General features: G+C 56.4%; 18 protein-coding genes. 15 read left to right on the forward strand and 3 right to left on the reverse strand.

Features of this window, described 5'->3' with window-relative positions:
- Positions 1-15 precede the first annotated feature (15 nt).
- Entirely contained in the window at positions 16-495 is a 480-nt protein-coding gene (locus tag BM062_RS21380; RefSeq protein ID WP_092400620.1) for an HAD domain-containing protein, read from the reverse strand.
- Between the two features lie 246 nt (positions 496-741).
- Between BM062_RS21380 and BM062_RS21385 the strand changes: the two genes are divergently transcribed.
- Both BM062_RS21385 and BM062_RS21390 read left to right on the forward strand, forming a co-directional pair.
- Positions 742-1,749 (forward strand): LLM class flavin-dependent oxidoreductase, encoded by a 1,008-nt coding sequence (locus tag BM062_RS21385; protein ID WP_092400622.1) that lies wholly within the window; start codon positions 742-744, stop codon positions 1,747-1,749.
- A gap of 1 nt (position 1,750) precedes the next feature.
- On the forward strand, positions 1,751-2,653 hold the full coding sequence (locus tag BM062_RS21390) for a 1-aminocyclopropane-1-carboxylate deaminase/D-cysteine desulfhydrase (protein ID WP_175501118.1): 903 nt from the start codon (positions 1,751-1,753) through the stop codon (positions 2,651-2,653).
- Positions 2,654-2,665: 12 nt separating this feature from the next.
- Here BM062_RS21390 and BM062_RS21395 read toward each other — a convergent pair whose 3' ends face one another.
- The gene (locus BM062_RS21395; protein WP_139220156.1) at positions 2,666-2,935 is read right to left on the reverse strand and encodes a hypothetical protein; all 270 of its coding nucleotides are present in this window, start codon (positions 2,933-2,935) and stop codon (positions 2,666-2,668) included.
- Between the two features lie 112 nt (positions 2,936-3,047).
- Here BM062_RS21395 and BM062_RS21400 point away from each other — a divergent pair, with 112 nt between their 5' ends.
- Together BM062_RS21400 and BM062_RS21405 are read left to right on the forward strand one after the other, a co-directional pair.
- Complete coding sequence (locus BM062_RS21400; RefSeq protein WP_092400626.1) at positions 3,048-4,010, forward strand: LysR substrate-binding domain-containing protein; 963 nt, start codon at positions 3,048-3,050, stop codon at positions 4,008-4,010.
- 49 nt (positions 4,011-4,059) lie between these two features.
- A complete protein-coding gene (locus BM062_RS21405) occupies positions 4,060-4,686 on the forward strand; it encodes a tRNA-uridine aminocarboxypropyltransferase (RefSeq protein ID WP_092400628.1) in 627 nt (208 codons plus the stop codon).
- 18 nt (positions 4,687-4,704) lie between these two features.
- On the opposite strand, the gene BM062_RS21410 is transcribed toward BM062_RS21405, so the two are convergent.
- Positions 4,705-5,523, reverse strand: coding sequence for an SDR family NAD(P)-dependent oxidoreductase (locus BM062_RS21410; protein WP_175501119.1), 819 nt, complete (start codon positions 5,521-5,523; stop codon positions 4,705-4,707).
- A 150-nt stretch (positions 5,524-5,673) separates the two neighbouring features.
- Here BM062_RS21410 and BM062_RS21415 point away from each other — a divergent pair, with 150 nt between their 5' ends.
- The 11 genes from BM062_RS21415 (at position 5,674) to BM062_RS21465 (ending at position 18,133) form a co-directional block, all read left to right on the forward strand.
- Positions 5,674-6,252 (forward strand): restriction endonuclease subunit S domain-containing protein, encoded by a 579-nt coding sequence (locus BM062_RS21415; RefSeq protein WP_092400633.1) that lies wholly within the window; start codon positions 5,674-5,676, stop codon positions 6,250-6,252.
- Positions 6,253-6,326: 74 nt separating this feature from the next.
- Complete coding sequence (locus BM062_RS21420) at positions 6,327-7,160, forward strand: DUF3800 domain-containing protein (RefSeq protein WP_175501120.1); 834 nt, start codon at positions 6,327-6,329, stop codon at positions 7,158-7,160.
- A gap of 152 nt (positions 7,161-7,312) precedes the next feature.
- Complete coding sequence (locus BM062_RS21425) at positions 7,313-8,836, forward strand: type I restriction-modification system subunit M (protein WP_092400637.1); 1,524 nt, start codon at positions 7,313-7,315, stop codon at positions 8,834-8,836.
- Positions 8,829-9,860 (forward strand): virulence RhuM family protein, encoded by a 1,032-nt coding sequence (locus BM062_RS21430; RefSeq protein ID WP_092400639.1) that lies wholly within the window; start codon positions 8,829-8,831, stop codon positions 9,858-9,860. Before BM062_RS21425 ends, BM062_RS21430 begins: the two co-directional genes overlap by 8 nt.
- The gene (locus BM062_RS21435) at positions 9,857-11,080 is read left to right on the forward strand and encodes a restriction endonuclease subunit S (RefSeq protein ID WP_092400641.1); all 1,224 of its coding nucleotides are present in this window, start codon (positions 9,857-9,859) and stop codon (positions 11,078-11,080) included. Before BM062_RS21430 ends, BM062_RS21435 begins: the two co-directional genes overlap by 4 nt.
- Positions 11,081-11,127: 47 nt before the next feature.
- The gene (locus tag BM062_RS21440) at positions 11,128-14,370 is read left to right on the forward strand and encodes a type I restriction endonuclease subunit R (protein ID WP_254785202.1); all 3,243 of its coding nucleotides are present in this window, start codon (positions 11,128-11,130) and stop codon (positions 14,368-14,370) included.
- A 2-nt stretch (positions 14,371-14,372) separates the two neighbouring features.
- Positions 14,373-15,110: a M48 family metallopeptidase gene (locus BM062_RS21445; RefSeq protein WP_092400645.1), complete on the forward strand. Its 738-nt coding sequence runs from the start codon at positions 14,373-14,375 to the stop codon at positions 15,108-15,110.
- Between the two features lie 227 nt (positions 15,111-15,337).
- Positions 15,338-15,616 carry a DnaJ domain-containing protein gene (locus tag BM062_RS21450; RefSeq protein ID WP_092400647.1) on the forward strand — a complete coding sequence of 93 codons (279 nt, stop codon included), beginning with the start codon at positions 15,338-15,340 and terminating at the stop codon, positions 15,614-15,616.
- The gene (locus BM062_RS21455) at positions 15,613-16,146 is read left to right on the forward strand and encodes a hypothetical protein (RefSeq protein ID WP_092400649.1); all 534 of its coding nucleotides are present in this window, start codon (positions 15,613-15,615) and stop codon (positions 16,144-16,146) included. The genes BM062_RS21450 and BM062_RS21455 overlap by 4 nt, the downstream gene beginning before the upstream one ends.
- Positions 16,147-16,185: 39 nt before the next feature.
- Positions 16,186-16,884, forward strand: a complete 699-nt coding sequence (locus BM062_RS21460; RefSeq protein WP_092400651.1) for a hypothetical protein — start codon at positions 16,186-16,188, stop codon at positions 16,882-16,884.
- A 40-nt stretch (positions 16,885-16,924) separates the two neighbouring features.
- The gene (locus BM062_RS21465; RefSeq protein ID WP_254785203.1) at positions 16,925-18,133 is read left to right on the forward strand and encodes a hypothetical protein; all 1,209 of its coding nucleotides are present in this window, start codon (positions 16,925-16,927) and stop codon (positions 18,131-18,133) included.
- Positions 18,134-18,470 lie beyond the last annotated feature (337 nt).

Genomic DNA, 18,470 nt, shown 5'->3' on the forward strand with positions numbered 1-18,470 from the left:
GTTTGCCGGTTGCGCTTACAGCGCCGCCAGCATGGTTTTCAGTGCATCTTGCGTTGCCGGATCGCTCAGGCCCAGGCTGCCTTTGGTCTCCAGCAGGCGGTCGCGGCAAGCGGCCGGCCAGCCGAAGGCGTCGTCGTCCAGCGCCAGCCAGCTGGTCGGCTTGCGGCGTTCGACGTCGCGCCAGACCTGCATGCCGCGCGGCATGGTGTCGAATTCTGCAGGCGTCAGCTTGGGGTGGTGGAAGGTGGAGCCGATCACGCGTTCGCGCAGGCTCTCCGACAGCTCCTGCCGGGTAGCGTCGAAACCGAGCGCCCTGACCCAGCTGGTGGAGAGCACGATCTTGACTTCCGGATAGGGCGCCAGCAATTCTTCCAGGATCGGCATCCATTCAAAGAATGCCCGGTCCGGGGTGGCGATGTAGAGGCCGCGCTGGCGGTTGCGGATTACCTTGGCGTCATGCAGGACGCCGTTGTAGTCCAGGTAGAGAATTTTCATAAAACGTCAATTTTCAAAGTTGAATCGCAAGGTTGAATCGAGATTTCGCTCTCGGATTGGCGGCAAAGGCGGGTCATGGCCGAATCATGCCAGGCACGGGAATGGCGCTATTAGACCATCAAGTTTACTCCAAGGGAATCGCGGCAGCCTCCGGATCCTGAGGCGGGCGGCAAAACAGCGCTCGGCCAGCAGGCTTAAAGCGCTGCGGATATACTCGAAAACCGCAAGCCGAACAAGGAAGTCGCTGTGATCCCAATTTCAATTCTGGACCTGGTCCGCATCCGCCAAGGCAGCGATGCGCGCAACGCGCTCGACCATGCGCGCGATCTGGCGTTGCATGCCGAGGGCTGGAACTACCGCCGTTTCTGGATGGCGGAACATCATAATATGCGCGGCATCGCCAGCGCCGCCACCTCGGTGGCGATCGGCCATGTGGCGGCCGGCACCAGCACCATCCGGGTAGGCGCCGGCGGCGTCATGCTGCCGAACCACGCGCCGCTGGTGATTGCCGAACAGTTCGGCACGCTCGCCGCGCTGTTTCCCGGCCGTATCGACCTCGGCCTGGGGCGCGCGCCTGGCACTGACCAGATCACCACGCGGGCGCTGCGGCGCGATCCGGCCAGCGCCGAATCGTTTCCGCAGGACGTGCTGGAGCTGCAGGCTTTCCTGGCGCCGGCCGAGCCGGACCAGCGCATCGTCGCCGTGCCCGGCCACGGCAGCAAGGTGCCGCTGTGGATCCTGGGATCGAGCACCTTCGGTTCCCGGCTGGCGGCGGAATTCGGGCTGCCCTACGCTTTTGCCTCGCATTTCGCGCCCGACTCGCTGGAAATGGCGCTGCAGCTGTACCGCGCCCAGTTCAAGCCGTCCGAACAGCAGGCCCGGCCGCATGCCATGGTCGGCGTCAACATCATCGCCGCCGACACCGACGCCGAAGCGCGCCGCCTGGCGACTACCCAGCAGATGTCCTTCACCGACATGCATCGCGGCGTGCGCGGCCTGAGCAAGCCGCCTATCGACGATATCGAAACCTACTGGTCGCCGCTGGAAAAGGCGCAGGCTTCGCACATGCTGGCGTGTTCCATCATCGGTTCGCCGGAAACCGTGCGCGAAGGGCTGGAAAGATTCCTGCTGCGCACCGGCGCCGACGAGTTGATGATTGTCTCGGACATCTTCGAACACAAGGCGCGGCTGCACTCCTACGAGATCATCGCTGACGTGGCGCGCAGCGTGGAACCGATCCCGATGTCGCTCTGACGTGCAGCTGCCCGGCCTGCCTTCGCCCTGCCAGCTGCTGGAAAGCACGGCTTTCCTCGGACGCGAGATCTGGGTGAAGCGCGACGATCTGCTGCATGGCGAGGTCTCGGGGAGTAAATTCCGCAAGCTCAAATACCAGCTATCGGCATTGCAAGGGAAGCCGGCAACGCTGGTCACCATGGGCGGCCCGTGGTCCAATCATTTGCATGCGCTGGCCCATGCCGCGGCCTTGGGCGGCTGGCCGGCCATCGGCCTGGTGCGCGGTGCGGCGGGGCTGGACAGCGCCACGCTGGACGATTGCCGGCGCCTGGGCATGCGCATCCAGTTTGTATCGCGCGAGGATTACCGGCAGTTGCGCGAGGACCCGCAAGCCTGGCGCCGGCATATAGCTGCCGCCGGCGATAGCCATGTCTGGCTGCCCGAAGGCGGCAGCGCGCCGGCGGCCTTGCGCGGCGTCGCCGAGCTGGTGGATGAGCTGGCAACCGAGCTCCCTTTCAGTCCCGATGTGGTCATGGTCGCTTGCGGCACCGGCGCCACGTTGGCCGGCATCCTGGCCGGATTGCAGGGCCGGGGCCGGGTGATCGGCGTCGCGGTCTTGAAGAATGCCGGTTACCTGCATCAGGAGATAACCCGCTTGCTGCTGCAGGCGGGTTACCCTGCCTACCGGAATTACGAATTGATCACCGACGCCCATCACGGCGGCTACGGCAAGGCGCCGCCCGAGCTGCGCCAGTTCTGCCGCGATTTTTCCCGGGAATTCGCGGTGCCGATAGAACCGGTTTATACGGGCAAGCTGTTTCACGCTCTCAGGCGCTTGCAACAGGCGCAGGCTTTTCGTCCTGGTGAGCGAGTGCTCGCTGTGCATACCGGAGGCATGCAAGGAGCGCGCGGGTTTGCCGGCTAGCCCGGGTGGCAATCAATAAATCGTATCCCGGCGCACCTGCTCGCGCGGCTGCACGGAGTCGATATAACCGATGTCGCGCAGCAGGTGGTCGCTCAGGTCGCGGATATTCAGCACATATCTTGCCTTCTCCTCGGCTGGCGGCGCTGCGGCAGGCTGTGGCGGGACCAGGCGTTGCTGCCACCAGCCGCCAGTGTTTTTAACGGCCTGGAACAGTCCACCCAGCAAGCCTTGCGGGCGTGGCAATGTTGTCGCGATTTGGTCCGGTGTCGATACGCAGTTCATGGCAAGCTCACAAGTTGGTTGTAAGGAATATTCGCAGCGCTTTCAATACTGGTCAGAATATCGAACCACAGTCACTTAGGGAAACGACTTGTTCTAACCATCTTGGTCAGCTATGCTTACCATCATGAGCCGACTCCCATTGCATACCCTGCCCGTCTTCCGCACCGCCGCCCGCCTGCAGAACCTGCGTGCCACCGCGGTCGAAATGCACCTGACCCACAGCGCCGTCAGCCAGCAGATCGGCGTGCTCGAGCAGCAGCTCGGTTTCGCGCTGTTCGAGCGGCGCGGCCGCCGCATCGTGCTGAACCCGGCGGGCCAGGCGCTGCTGTGCAGCGTCGAATCGGCGCTGGCGCAGCTCGATGTCGGCGTGCTGGCTGCCGCCGCCACCGCCACCGGTGTCGCGCAGCGGCTGCGGCTGACGGTGATGCCGTCTTTCCTGCAACGCTGGCTGCTGCCGCGCATGCAGCGCTGGCGCGAGCGCCATCCCGATATCGCGCTGGAGCTGCACTCTTCGCAGCAGGTGATGGATCTGCAGCGCGACGGTTTTCACGCGGCGCTGCGCCAGGGGCGCGGCGGCTGGCCGGGGTTGAGCGATGAACGCCTGTTCGACAGTCCGCTGGTGGTGGTGGCTTCGCCGGCCACTGCGCGCCGCCTGCAAGGAGGCGGCGCTGCCGCCTTGGTGCATGAGGCGCTGCTGGGCGATGCCGACCAGTGGGATCTCTGGTTCAGCGAAAGCGGGCTGACAGTGAGGACCAATCCGGTGGCCAGTTTCAACGACGCCGGCCTGATGCTGCAGGCCGCTGAACAAGGCTTGGGGATTGCGCTGGGACGCGAATTCATGGTGGCCGACGCCTTGCGCGACGGCTTGCTGGTACAGCTGTCGGAACAACGGCTGGCGCCGGACGCCGACTTCGCTTCTTACTTCCTGGTCTATCCGCCCGCATTGTGCGACTGGACGCCGCTGCAGGCTTTGCGCAGCTGGCTGCATGACGAGGTCTGCGCCCTGCAGATGCCGGCTGTTGCGGCAGCGGAGGAATCGCCGCCGCCCGAGCGGCGCCGCAAGAAGGCGCCGTAGCGGAAATGGCAGCAGGTAAAATCATGGCTGTTGCAGATCCCCTCCTCGCATGACGCCGCCGGACCACATCAAGCGCCTTGCATGTTCCAGGTGCCTGCGCCCGCAGCGCAGCTGCATCTGCGGCTGGATCACGCCGCTTGAACCCGCGGTTGAAGTATTGATCCTGCAGCACCCGCTGGAGGTCGCGAACGCCAAAAACAGCGCCCGCCTGCTGCAGCTGAGCTTGACCGGCAGCCGGTTGGTGGTCGGCGAGATATTTGAGGAGCAGGCATTGCGGGCGCTGCTTGATGCGTCGGCTGCCCGCCATTCCATCTTGCTGTACCCGGAAAGTCCCGATGACAAGGGATTGGGCTTGGCGACACCGCCCGCGCTGGACCAGGCCCTGCTGAATGCGCCGGCGCAATTGCGCCTGGTGGTGCTGGATGGCACCTGGCGCAAAAGCCGCAAGATGCTTTACCTGAATCCCTTGCTGCAGCAGCTGCCGCGGCTGTCGCTGCACAATCCGCCGGCATCGCGCTACCTGATCCGCAAGGCCCACGGCCCGGGGCAGCTGTCCACGCTGGAGGCGACTTGCCATGCCTTGATGCAGCTGGAGCAGGATGAGAGTAAATATCAATCCTTGCTGACAGCATTCAATGGATTTGTGGCACAACAAGCAGTTTATCGACAGTATTAAAACAATATCGAATGAGATTTATTCGACATTGCGGCAAATATAATCCCCGTCAATTACCAATTCAATCCCAGTGATAAACCGGCTAGCATCTGAAACCAAGTACAAGATTCCAGCCGCAACATCTCCGGTGGCACCGATTCGCCGCATCGGATTGTACGACGCCAGGTCATTCAACAATAATTCCGGACTGTTGGACTGACTCACAGTGGTCGTCAGTGCCGGCGCACGAATAAAACCCGGCTGAACTGAATTGACTCGAATGTTGCGTGCACCGTAATGTACAGCATCGGCCTTCGTCATTTTTCTGATAATCGACGCATTGAAACCCGCGGCTTCGTTCATATTACATACGCAGCTCATCGATGACAGATTGACGATAGCGCCACCACCTGCGCGCTCCATTGCGCCAATCACCTGTACAGTGCAAAGCAGCGCGCCGTAGCTATCAACTTCTATCAACGTTTCCCATTTATTCCGGGTTGGCGCTTGCGCAGACAGATCAATGCAATCTACACCAGCGCAATTGACCAGAATGTCGATACGGCCGAAATATGCCTCTACTTCACAAAATACTCGTTGCACGGCTACCTCGTCACTGACATCCAGCGGCCAGAAACGAATGCGGGTTCCGCTACGGTCCATGCTTTGTGCAAGTGTTTGGCCATCCTGTTCCAACACATCCAGCACGGCAACTTGGGCGCCAGCCGCAGCCAGCAGACGAGCAGTATGGGCTGCAATGTCGTGTGCTGCACCGGTGACCACGGCGACTTTGCCTTTAAGAGAAAAATAATGCGAAAGTGGCATCAAATCGTAGGGCCAACAAGAAGACTGAGTCATATTTTGGTTCATCAATGCAACCATTTGGTAGACGGTATAATATTTAAATTAAATGCACCAATAAAGTTGGTGCATTTAATTATCAACATCCTAGTTGTAAAATTGGCTTATCGCAAGTAAAATCACAGCATCAACATGATTGGTGCATAAATGTTAGGTCAATTACTTATGTTTGCTGAGGTTCGGGCCGGGCATCCCTTTCGAGGTAGCGTGCCGGAGGCTGCTGACGGTCCTGCGCTGGCGGTGCAGATGCGTGATATCAGTGTGGCCTCCGGTGTTAACTGGGGCACCGCGCTACGTACTCAGCCGCAAGGTCGCAAACAACCAGATTGGCTGCGGTCTGGCGATATACTTTTCGTCGCCAAAGGCAGCCGCAATTTCGCGGTTTGCCTGGACGAGGTTCCGGTCCCGGCAGTTTGTTCGCAATATTTCTTTTTGATCCGCGTGCGTGACAGCAAGCAATTGCTGCCGGCGTTTCTTGCTTGGCAGATCAATCAGGCGCCAGCCCAGCGTTACTTCGACAAGAACGCCGAAGGTACCGATCAGCTCAGCATTCGGCGCGCAGTGCTGGAAGGCTTGCCGATTGCGGTGCCGGCCATGACGCAACAACACACACTGATCCAATTGGATCAGTGTGTGCGCCAAGAGCGTCAACACTTAGAAAGTCTGATGCACAATCGTCAGCAGCAGATAGAAGCACTGTCAATGCAGCTACTGACCCGGCAATAATTTAGGAAGCTATTCATTAAATTAATCGAGCGGACAAATAGCAGTAACAACTTAAAAAAAGACTAGGTATGCAGATGAAACCAGCGAAAAAATTAACGACACTTTTTTATATGGATGATTCCGGAACCAGGCATCCGGATCACGACGCGCCAGGCAGCCGCAATCGTGACTGGTTTGCATTGGGCGGCATTATGATCAATGAGGAAGACAAAGAATCTGCCGAAACACTTATCATGGATTTCCGTGCGCGCTGGCCCGAGCTTGATGGCCGCCCATTTCATTCCCATGAGATTCGGCGCAGGCAGGAGGGCTTTGCATGGCTAGCTGTGGCAGGTTCTCGCGCAGAACTGTTCATCTCCGAGTTATCCGCGCTGTTGCTGTCACTGCCGGTAGTAGGGGTGGCGTGCGTGATTGATCGCCAAGGCTATAACGATCGATACAAAGCACAATATGGGAAAGATAGATGGTTGCTGTGCAAAACCGCTTTTGCCGTGGCGATTGAACGGGCTGTAAAACAAGCGATCGTCAATGACCGCAGGTTGAAAATTTATGTAGAGAGGACTTCAAAAAAGACCGATACATTAATCAAGAGCTATTACCAAGAGATTAAGAAAAATGGGCTGTGGTTTGATTCCGAGCAATCATCTAAATACAAACCTGTTCTGGCAGAGCAATTCAATATGCTGCTGTATGACTTCAAGACCAAAACCAAAGAGTCGTTACTTATGCAGATTGCGGACCTGTACCTGTGGCCCATGTGTATTGGCGGCTATCAACCGACAAATAAGGCTTATATGGCATTGAAAGAAGCGGGAAAATTAATCGACTGTTGTCTTGCGGAAGAAGAATTGGCCGAGCGAGGGATCAAATATAGCTGCTTTGAAAATGTTGCAAAACGGACTGCCTGAAAACACAAAAACCGAGTTCCTCTCGGTTCTCGGTTTAAATATGCGGCCGGTTACTCCTCGACCTCGTAGGCTAAGCCCAAACAAATAGTAACAAAGGCCCCGAACCTTTGCAAGTACACACTAATACCCATGAAATGAACGAGATAAAGCCAATGAGCAGCATTGCCAACCAAACCTTCATCGAGCAAGACGTCATCAACCGCGCAGTCTGGGAAGCTTGCGACACTTTTCGCGGTACCGTCGACGCCAGCATCTATAAAGACTATGTGCTGACGATGCTGTTCTTGAAATACATCTCCGACGTCTGGCAAGACCATTACGACAGCTACAAGAAAAAACACGGCGACCATCCCGAACTGATAGAAGAATTGCTCAAGAACGAGCGCTTTGTGCTGCCGCCGGCAGCCAATTTCTATGCCTTGCATGCGAAACGGCATGAACCTGGCAATGGCGAGCGCATCGACAAGGCTTTGCATGCCATCGAAGAAACCAACATCCAGAAACTGCGCGATGTGTTCCAGGACATTAACTTCAATTCCACCAAATTGGGAGACGAGGCCCAAAAGAACGACATTCTGCGTCACCTGCTGGAAGACTTTGCCAAGCCGGAACTCAATTTGCGGCCGAGCCGCATAGGCACATTGGATGTAATCGGCAATGCCTACGAATTCCTGATCAAGAACTTCGCCTCTACCAGCGGTAAAAAGGCCGGCGAGTTCTACACCCCGCCTGAAGTTTCGCAACTGATGGCGCTGCTGGTCGATCCACAGGAAGGCGACGAAATCTGCGACCCAACCTGCGGCTCCGGCTCGTTGCTGATGAAATGCGGCCAACTGATCCGCCAACGCAACGGTTCGCGTAAGTACGCGTTGTACGGACAGGAAGCCATCGGCAGCACCTGGGCCCTGGCTAAAATGAATATGTTCTTGCATGGCGAGGACAACCATCGCATCGAATGGGGGGATACCATTCGCAATCCCAAGCTGCTCGATGGCGATGGGCACCTCAAGCATTTCGACATCGTCGTCGCCAATCCGCCATTCTCGCTGGAGAAATGGGGCCATGAAGGCGCGCAGAACGATAAATTCAAGCGCTTCGGCCGCGGCCTGCCGCCCAAGACCAAGGGTGATTACGCCTTCGTCTTGCACATGGTCGAAACCATGAAGCCCGGCAGCGGCCGGATGGCGGTGGTGGTACCGCACGGCGTGCTGTTCCGCGGCGCGGCGGAAGGCGTCATCCGCAAGCAGCTGATCGATGAAAACCTGCTCGATATCGTCATCGGCCTGCCGGAGAAACTGTTCTACGGCACGGGCATTCCCGCCGCTGTACTGGTGTTCCGCAAGAAGAAGAAAGACGACAAGGTTCTGTTTATCGACGCCAGCCGCGATTTTTTGGATAGCAAGAACCAGAACGTCTTGCGCGATCAGGACCTGCAGCACATCCTGGCTACCGCCCGCAAGCGCAAGAATGTCGACAAATACGCCTATCTCGCTAGCCAGGCTGAAATCGCTGCCAACGACTACAACCTGAACATCCCGCGCTATGTCGACACCTTTGAGGAAGAAGCTGAAATCGACATGAAAGCCGTGCGCGCCGAACGAGAAAAGCTCAAAGCGGAACTGGCCGTGCTGGAGAAAAAAATGGCAGGTTATCTCAAGGAACTGGGCTATGAGTGAGACGGAAGATCAACGTCGTGGCGAGTTGGTGCTCTACACCACTGACGACGGCGCGGCCCGGTTTTTTCTGCAAGCCGAGGACGGCACGGTTTGGCTGACCCAGCTGGAGCTCGCCGAGCTGTTCCAGAGCACCAAGCAGAACATTAGTTTGCATATTAAAAACATCCTGGCGGAAGGGGAGTTGTCGTCATCGGCAACTGTCAAGGAATACTTGACAGTTCAATTCGAGGGTGGTCGACAGGTTAAACGCGCGCTACAACTCTATAGTCTCGACCTCATTCTTGCCGTAGGTTATCGTGTGCGCTCACCGCGTGGTATCCAGTTCCGGCAGTGGGCAAGCACTCACCTCAAGGAATATCTGGTCAAGGGCTTTGTCATCGACGATGCCCGGCTCAAGGAGCCGGGCGGCTGGGATTACTTCGACGAACTGCTGCAACGCATCCGCGACATTCGTGCCTCGGAAAAGCGCTTTTATCAGAAAACCCGCGATCTGTTCGCGCTCTCGGTCGATTACCGCGACAACCCCGAAGCCGCCGGCCTCTTCTTCGCCGAAGTGCAGAACAAGATGCTGTTCGCCGTCACCGAATGCACCGCCGCCGAGATCGTCGTCCAGCGCGCCGATCCGAACCAGCCCAACATGGCATTGCAAACCTGGAAAGGCAATCGAATACGCAAGACCGACGTCATCGTCGCCAAGAACTACCTCAACACCGAAGAAATCGGCGAACTCAACCGTATTGCCACCATGTTCCTGGACTACGCCGAAGACCGCGCCCAGCGCCGCCAAAACCTCGCCATGGCGGACTGGCGCAAATACGTGGACAGCTTTCTCGATTTCAATGAGCGCCCCCTGCTCAAGGGCAGCGGCAAGGTCAGCCATGCGCGCATGGAGACAATTGCCCGCGAATGTTATGAAGAGTTTGATGCCAAGCGGCGAAAGGCCGAGGCTATGCAGGCAGATCGCGAGGATTTAAACGAATTACAAGGGATCGAGCATCTCTTGATGAAACAGGAAAAAAAATGATTCCAAAGGGCTGGCATCTATCTACTTTTGGACAGGTAACCACTGTTGGCTCAGGCCAAGTCGATCCTACGCAAGCTCCGTACTCGGACATGACTCACGTTGGCCCAGAAAATATCGAATCTGGTACAGGACGAATAATCGAACCGAAACGATGTAAAGAGTTGGGATTGATCTCTGGGAAATATGAGTTTGATGAGAACGCTATTGTCTATTCGAAAATACGACCCCATCTAAACAAAGTATGTTATCCCAAGTTTAAAGGTGTTTGTAGTGCGGATGCATATCCAATTTGGTCACATGAAGGAACGTTGACAGCTGAATATCTGATGCTATTCATGCTTAGCCCTTACTTTGAGAAGCGAGCTGTAGCATGTTCTATGCGTACAGGTATGCCAAAAATTAATCGAGAAGATTTGCAAGGAATACCAATTTGGTTTCCTTCTTTAAAAGAGCAGCAAAGAATCACATCAATTTTGGCAGCATGGGACGATGCCATCGTTACCACAGGAAAGCTCTTAGCTAACAATCGCAAGCAGAAACGGGCGTTAATGCAAAAGCTTCTTTTTGGCGAAAAATCACATGTTGGGCCAGAATCAAACTGGAAGCACGTAAAAATCGAACAAATTGCAGAACGCATTCAACGTCAAAGTGGTGGCACTGAGCATCCCATTCTGATGATTTCTTCTGGTAGTGGATTCGTGCGGCAGGACGAAAAATACAGCCGCTTCATGGCTGGCAAAAGTCTTGATGGCTATGTGTTGCTAAAACAGGGCGAATTTGCGTACAACAAAGGGAATTCCAAGCTGTACGAATTTGGTTGCGTATTTCCTCTTGAAACATATCACGAGGGTTTGGTGCCGCATGTCTACGTTTGCTTCAAGTTGAATGCGAGCTGCAATCCTGCGTTCTTCAAATTTCTGTTTGAAGCGGATTATTTGCATGATCAGCTTGGAGCGCTCGTAAACACAGGGGTCAGAAACAACGGTCTTCTTAATATCAAGCCGGTTGACTTCATGAATGTCCGTGTACCGTTACCGCCACTAGATGAGCAGACATCCATCGCCACAGTTCTAGAGGCAGCATCACTTGAAATAAAACTTAGAAAAGAGGCATTGGACGCTCTGAAGGTACAGAGGCGAGCTCTGATGCAACAACTCCTCACAGGTAAACGTCGTGCAAGCTTTCCCGCTACCGTCGAAGCGGAAGCTGTTGTCTTATGAATGCCGTTCCCGAAACCAAAGAACAATTCAGCGCGCACATCCCAGCCTTGCACCTGCTGTGCGCGCTGGGTTGGACCTATCTATCGCCAGCCGCCAGTCTGGCCAAACGTGGTAATAACCGCGATGTATTGCTGAAATCGACCTTGATCGAGGTACTGCAAAGCCGGCGCTTTGACTACAAAGGCGAGTTGCACCCACTGTCGTCGAATGCGATCGACCAGATTGTGCGCGAGCTGTCCGTGGCCAGTTTGCAGGACGGCTTGCCGGCGGCGAACGAACGCCTGTATCACAAGCTGGCTTTGGGGATCACCGTCACCGAATTCATGGCCGACGGAAAAAAACACCAACCTACGATTGCCATCATCGATTGGCGCGATCCGCAGGCGAATCGCTTCGAGGCGGCCGATGAGGTCGAGGTCTTGTCGGCGCAGGGTACGCATACGCGCCGGCCGGATATTATCGGCTATGTCAACGGCATCCCTTTGGTGGTAATTGAGGCCAAGCGACCTGATTCCGGCAACTTGAATGCATCCATGATTGCAGAGGGCATCAGCCAACAATTGCGTAATCAACGGGTGGACGAAGTGCCGCTGCTGTTTGCCTATGCGCAGTTGCTGCTGGCAGTCAGCCAAACCGACGGCCGTTATGGCACGGTGCATACCGCAGCCAAGTTCTGGGCGCACTGGAAGGATGAGGAGTTTGACGAGGCGCATTTCAGCAAACTGAAGAACACGGCGTTGAGCGCTCCTGTGCAGTCAGCGCTGTTGGCTGACAAGTCGGCCGAGCTGCAGACCTATTTCAAGCGCTTGTGGTCCGACCCGATGCTGCCGACCGAACAGGACCGGCTGTTAATCAGTCTGCTGACGCCGGCGCGGCTGCTGGAGCTGGTGCGTTACTTTGTATTATTCGACCGCAAGTTCGGCAAGTTGGTGGCGCGCCATCAGCAATTTTTCGGCATTCGCGCGCTGCTGGAGCGGATCAATTTGCGACGCCCGGATGGCGGGCGCGAGGGCGGCGTGATCTGGCATACCACCGGCTCCGGCAAGTCGTTCACCATGGTATTTTTGACCAAGGCTTTGATTCTGTACGACAGTCTCAAGGATTGCCGCGTGATTGTCGTGACTGATCGCCTGGATCTGGAGGAGCAGCTGGCCAAGAATTTCATGACCAGCGGCGCCTTTGGTTCGATGATTGCCACCAAGAAGGAAGGTGAGAAATCCAAGGTCAGCTCGGGGCGCGATTTGGCCCGGCGCATCGGTTCCGGTACCGAGCGGATTATCTTTACGCTAATCCACAAATTTAATACGGCATCCAAGCTGCCTGAGTGCTTTAATCCTTCACCCAATCTGATTGTGCTGGTCGATGAGGGCCACCGCAGCCACGGCGGTGAAACGCATGAACGGATGCGCCGCGCCCTGCCGCATGCCGCCTACGTTGCCTTTACCGGCACGCCGTTGCTGAAAGATGAGAAGACTGCCAACAAATTCGGCCCTATCGTTCATGCCTATACCATGCAACGCGCGGTGGACGATGAAACCGTGGCGCCCCTGCTGTATGAGGAGCGCGTGCCGGAGCTGGATGTCAATCAGGCGGCAGTCAATCGCTGGTTCGACAAGATCACGCTGGGTTTGTCGGATAGCCAGAAGGCCGATTTGAAGCGCAAGTTCGCCACCAAGGGCGCAATCTACGGTGCGGCCAATCGAATCGACTTGATCGCCTGGGATATCGCAGTGCATTTCAGCGAAAACATCAAAAAGCTGTTTCCGGGATTGAAGGGGCAAGTCGCCACGGCCAGCAAGCAGGATGCGATCCGTTACAAGAAAGCGCTGGACCTGACCGGTCTGGTGAGTAGCGCGGTGATCATCTCTGCGCCGGATACCCGTGAGGGTAATACGGCGGTCGATGAAAGCACGTTGCCGGAAGTGCAGCAATGGTGGAAGGAAAACGTCGGCCACGATCAGGAAGCTTACGAGCGCCGCGTGCTGGAAAATTTTTCGACAGAGGGCGACCCCGATCTGCTGATTGTGGTGGATCGCTTATTGACTGGTTTCGACGAACCTGCCAATACCGTGCTGTACATCGACAAACCCTTGAAGGAACATAGTTTGATTCAAGCGATTGCACGAGTAAATCGTTTGCATGAAGCAAAACGCTATGGCGTGCTGGTCGACTATCGCGGCATCTTGAAGGAACTGGACACGGCGATCCGCGCCTATCAGGTGCTGGAGACGCAGACCCAAGGCGGTTATGCGTTGGCGGACATTGAAGGCTTGTACAGTCAATTCAGTACCGAGTACAAGCGCTTACCGTCGCTGCATCAGGCTCTGTGGGACACATTCGAGGATGTAAGCAATCGAGGTGATATGGAGCAGTTCCGTCAAGTGCTGATGCCGAAGTATATTGAGGATGAGCAAGGTGAAAGTTACGACACACGACAGAAGTTGCGCGAGGATTTCTACGAAGCCTTGACGGCCTTCGGTTTGTGCCTGCAGACAGCATTGTCATCACGCACTTTCTTCGAGGACCATAGTTTTTCAGAAAAAGATGTCGACATCTACAAGCGCGATTTGCGCTTCTTTACCGAGCTGCGGCAATCGGCGCGGCGCGATGCATTGGAGACTGTCGACTATAGTATTTACGAAGAGCAAATCAGGCGCCTGGTCGACAAGCAGGTCATCGGCAGCGAGGTCAGGGAGCCCAAGGGCGTGTATCTGGTGCACAAGCTAGGCGACGATCCAGAGCGCTGGAGTGAGGAAAAAACGCGCAACGAAACTGATATCATTCGTACCCGCCTGCGTAAGACTATCGAGCAGGATCTGGCCGACGACCCGTATGCACAAAAAGTATTTGGCGATTTGTTGAAGCAGGCGATTGCCGAGGCCGAAGCGTTGTTTGCGCATCCCTTGAAACAATACGCTTTGCTCAAGAAATTTGAGGATCTGATCGAGAAGCACGAGATTGACGGCGTGCCTGATGCTTTTGGCGAGAATCATCATGCACGCGCTTATTTCGGGATTTTCAAATTGATCTTGGAGAACAATGATTTTTTGTCAGTCGACGACACGACGAGATCCGCCGTTACCCAGTATGTTGAGCTGGCCATGCAGATCGACCGCGCGGTACGGACGGCAGTCGCCGAGCATTCCTTGAATCCGCAGAACGTTGAAACAGCCATCCGCAAGGCGTTGCTGCCGACATTGTTCGCCGTGATGGGGCTGGAAAAGACCAATGCCGTGCTGGAGCAGGTCATCCAGATTACACGTATCGGGCTGGCACGCGGGAATTTCTGATCATGAAGCGTTTCATCGACTATGGTGAAGAGCGGATCAGTTTCGACATTGTTTTTATGCCTCGACCCGCCAGACGGATCGCCATCCATGTCGATCCAAACGGCGCGGTGCAAGTCGATGCGCCGCAGGAGGCGACAGTCAGCGAAGTGATCGTGGCGGTGCGTCGGCGCGCGCGATGGATTTGGCAACGCTTGCGGGAACATCGCGACCGTATCAAGTACGTTTTGCCACGTGAATACGTCAGCGGGGAAACCCATTTTTATTTGGGCAAGCGCTATCAGTTAAAGGTGCTGCTCGATCAGGCAGCGCCGCAAAGCGTCAAGTTATTGGGCGGCAGGTTGGAAATCGTCACGCATCTTAGGGCCGCCAAACAGGTACGCATGCTGCTGGACGCGTGGTACCGACAGCGCGCTGAAGAGGTGTTCGGCCGACGCCTGCTTGAATGTGCCAGCGGCCTGCGCTGGCTCAAACAGTTACATCCGGCCTTGCCGATATTTCGTCTGCGTACCATGCGTACCCAATGGGGAAGCTGTTCTCCCAAAGGCGAATTGATATTGAATCCGCAATTGGTGAAAGCGCCGCGGCATTGCATCGATTACGTGATTTTCCATGAGTTGTGTCATCTCAAAGAACATAACCATAGCCCCCAGTATTACCGTCTTCTGCTAAGAATTTTGCCTGATTGGGAGCAACGAAAGATGGAGTTAGATAGATTGGCGGAGATGCTGTTGAATCGTTGATAAAGCAGAGCGGCCATCTATCTGGCTGAATTTCTTGTTAGATAAGTTTGTTTTTTTTGCAATTTGTGGCATTCATACCATCGACTTCCGGCCGTCGCTCGTGTATCCTCCGCAGTCTCTTCCTAGGCATTTGTTTTCATTCTGCAACAAATGCTGACCCCGCAAGCAATCCATCAGCAACAAGACGACGGTCGCCAGTGGCCGGCAACGCCAACGTGTGAGGACGCATGAAGGATTATTACGCCGTTCTCGGCATAGACAGCGATGCAACGGCCGGCGCCCTGAAAACCGCTTACCGCAAGAAGGCCGCGGAATTCCATCCCGACCGCAATGCCGCGCCCGACGCGCCCGCGCGGTTCCGCGATATCCAGGAAGCTTACGACCTGCTGTCGGATGCGGTGAAACGCCAGGAATACGACGAAAACCGGCGCCGCAGCCTGCTGGAAAACCCGCTTGAGACCGCCCAGCAAATCTGGACTACCTATATGAACAAGGTTCTGCAATGATGCTTTCCGCTTTTTTTGAAGATTTGACCAAGGCTTACCAGGCTGAGCTGGAGGATTTGCAAAGCGATTCCGAAGGCAACGACATCCTGGCTTCGCGCCTGAAAAGCAAGCGCGCGCAGTTTGCCCTGATGATGCCGATGATAGAAACCGATCCTGAAATGGTGGCGGTGGCTTTCCACGGCGGCGTCGACTTTACCAATCCGCAGGCGCTCACCATGCTGCTGGGCGAAGAACCGGACGACTTCCCATCCTGGACAGAAGTCGCCGACGCCGTGCAGTTCGAGCCGTGGGCGCAAAAACTGGCTGAGGTCGCCTTGCAGGAGCCGGGCGGCGAGCGTTTCCTGATCACCACCATTTGCCTTGAATACCTGCATGAGAAAAGCAACGGCAGCTACCAGGGCACATATAGCCAGGCCGATTCGGATGATGCGGTGGATGAAGTCGAGGGCGACGACGAGGACGACGGCCGCGACCTGGAAATCGAAGGCGCCGACTGGCTCGCGGAGCAAGGCTTCGAACGCCTGGGCTAAGCAATCTCAGACCTGGATATTTTTTGACATAGTGACTCCATGACAAACGCGCTAGTAGTAAAAGCTGCAAACCTGATCCGCAACGGCGATATCGCCGGCGCCGAATTCGCCCTGGTCAGCCTGGCTGAAACCGAGGGCGATTACGCGCTGGTGGCGGCGCTCGATACGCTGCCGCCGAAAGACCTGCTGGCGGTTATCCGCGAATACGACACGTCGAAAGAATCGGTGGTCAACCTGCTGGTGACGCCGGAGCAGTTTGCGCGCGCCGTGGTCATGGAGCGGCTGTATGGCGACCATAGCCATGTGCGCTTGCGCGGCATGGTGAACGCGGTGCTGTTCCGCGACGATAGCCAGACCGGTGAATTCCTGGAAGCGATCGGCGATGTCGACGGCGGCTGCGAAGCGCTGATCGATTACCTGTCGGACCGCGATGAAGAAGTTGTGCACTTCGTCACCTATGACACGTTCAACGTCAACCGGACCGAAGAGGGCGACGAAGTCGACAAGTCGGAAGTCAGCGACCGCGACTGGAAAGAGCTGACCTGGCTGCTCAAGCATGAGCACCCCGACATGTTCGAGCAGATCTGGCCGGTGCTGAAAAAACGCATGAAGGAACGCCTGCGGCGCGAAGCAGAGCTGGAGCTGCAGGAACAGAAAAACCTCGAATCGCAGGATCGTCCGGCGGCTGCAACCCAGCCGGCCGCCGTTGCCGATCCGGGCGAAGAGTCGGCGCTCTAAGCACGCACCGTTTTCACTGTTGCAGGAACCCACGCATCCCATGTCCGACAAGCACCGGAATATAGAAGTCGTCGACAAGCGTCCTTTCTTTGAAAAGACGCTTGGTTTTGGCCTCAAGAACCGCATCCTGGACCAGGAAAAATGCCGCGCGATGATCGCCGACGCCGCCAAGGGCACGGTGCAGGTCGCCGCATTCTTCGGCACCAGCCACCTGCACACCGATCTTGAGAATGCGCGGCAGCGCATCGTCAACCTGATCAGCCTTTACCTGGAACACACGTTCAGCGGCGACCTGCAAAAAGCGGCGCAGTCCTTGCGCGACAATACTTTCCTGTCGCATTCGCGCGGCGGCAACGAGATGCTCAAGGCTCTGCATGCCTTGCCTGACTCTACCGTTTTCGGCGATACCAAGGGCCAGGGACTCAAGGAGTTCCAGGACGAGCGCACGCTGGCCAAGCCGTTTTCCCTCAACGCCTACCGGAAAGAATGCAAGGCGCGCGAAGAATGCGCGGCGGTGATTGCCGCGGCGCTGTGGTTTGCCGAGGACCTGGGCCTGGAGCATTCGGAGCTTGAATTTGCGGGGGCGGAAACGGTGATTCGCACGGCCTTGCTGGTGCGTCTCGGCGGCGGCGAGGAGTTTCCCGACCGGCTTGGTTTTGCGAGGCTGGTCGCGGCGGTGCGCGGCAGTAGCGGCGCCGGGAAATTGAAGATTTCGAAAAAGCTGCTGGACGACGTGCCGCTGGAATATCGCGGCGTTGCGGACAAGGTCCGGCGCGATATCGAGAAGCAGGATGGGCTGGCTGATCTTGCGGTGGGGCTCGATTCCTTGCTGAACCTTGTCGAGTTGCGCTATTTCGTGCGGGAGGGCGGGCTGGGGGATGTGGAGGGGTTTGATGCGCTGGTGTCGAAGGAGTGGCACAAGGTTACCAAGGGCAAGGAAGATCCGTATTCGCGGCTGACGGTTTTCATGTGTATTGCTGTTGGTGCGAAACCGAAGACCACGGTGTCTGAGGCGGAGGCGCGGGCCATGGTCCGGAAGGTGCGCAAGGATGGATTCGATAGCGGGGCGGTTTTGGCCTTTATCAGGGATTCGGCGCCGTTTGAGATCAAGGACAACCTGTTGTCTTTGTGGGAGGAGGAATTCCTGCCGGAGGCGGAGCAGTACCTGATCGACGATGATGATCTCAAGTACACGCGGGCCATGAAGTTCCTGAAAGAGAACTGCAACATCAAAGTCAAAAGCAGTTAAATGGGGTCACCCATTAGCCGCCCCTTGTAAAGGGTACGAATTTAATACTCGCGATGTTCTGCGATAGGTCGATTCAATCGTGCCATCGCTGTGACGTCCGGTCGCTGAATTCGTGCCCTTTGCTTCGTAGTGTGGTTGCGTGAATCGCACCAGTCACCCATATGGATCAAGTGGATGCGTTGTTGCATTGCTCCACCCTGGCAGCGCAGCTGCCCCAGAAGCATCTCGGTACCGTCTTGCGTCCAAATGATGGGCAGATCTATGGCTCCCGCGTAGCGGCTCCAACCCTTGGTGGCTCGCAATCCGGACGACTCATTTCGTAACCGCGTACAACGAT

Source organism: Collimonas sp. OK412 (assembly GCF_900112135.1).
Taxonomy (GTDB): domain Bacteria; phylum Pseudomonadota; class Gammaproteobacteria; order Burkholderiales; family Burkholderiaceae_D; genus Collimonas; species Collimonas rhizosphaerae.